Genomic DNA, 1,027 nt, shown 5'->3' with positions numbered 1-1,027 from the left:
TAATTGCGATGGGGAAATAATTGGAACAACCAATGCTGTTCTTCCTATTACAGAAACAGAAACCATAACTTGGACATATCAAGATGAATCTGGAAATTCAGTTACTCAAAATCAACTAATTTCGATTAATGATACACAAGCACCAATTGCAGATGTAGAAAATTTAACATCAATAACTGCTGAGTGTGAAGTGACATCATTAACTACACCAACAGCAACCGATAATTGCGATGGGGAAATAATTGGAACTGCAGATGTTGAATTCCCAATTACTGAAACAACCACAGTTGAATGGACGTTTGAAGATGCTTCAGGAAATAGCGCTATACAAAATCAACTGATAACTATTAATGATACTACTGCTCCTGTAGCAGATATAGCTGACCTATCTCCTATTTTAGGTCAATGTCAAATAAATGAATTAGACGCTCCAACAGCAACTGATAATTGTAACGGTAGTATTCAAGCTTACACGAATGCCATTTTACCAATTACTGACAACACTATTGTTGTTTGGATTTATGAAGATGAGTTTGGTAATACATCACAACAAAATCAATTTATTGTTATTTTCGATTTAACTCCACCTGAACCAAATGTAATTTCGCTTAGCAATGTTGAAGCTCAATGTGAACTGACATCATTAACTCCACCAACAGCAACCGATAATTGCGATGGTGAAATAGTTGGAACTGCAGATGTGGTATTCCCTATTACACAAACAACCACAGTGCAATGGACATTTGAAGATGCTTCAGGTAATAGCTCAACCCAGAATCAGGTTGTAACTATTAATGATACAACTGCTCCTGTAGCCGATGTAGTAAATTTACCAAGTATAGAAGCTCAATGTGTAGTGACCTCACTAAATCCACCATCAGCAACTGATAATTGCGATGGTGAAATAATTGGAACTGCAGATGTTGAATTTCCAATTACTGAAACAACCACTGTGCAATGGATATTTGAAGATGCTTCAGGAAATAGCGCTATACAAAATCAACTGGTAACAATTAATGATACTACT

The 1,027-nt window shown here is 35.9% G+C and carries 1 protein-coding gene; it reads left to right on the top strand.

The window, feature by feature from the left end; translation table 11 throughout:
• Window positions 1–1,027 (top strand): HYR-like domain-containing protein (locus tag IEV63_RS12900; RefSeq protein ID WP_444544431.1); only part of this gene is annotated, 1,027 nt, incomplete at both ends.

This window comes from Psychroflexus salis (genome assembly GCF_014640175.1).
Lineage (GTDB): Bacteria > Bacteroidota > Bacteroidia > Flavobacteriales > Flavobacteriaceae > Psychroflexus > Psychroflexus salis.
This window is presented reverse-complemented; position numbering and strand designations above follow the sequence as displayed.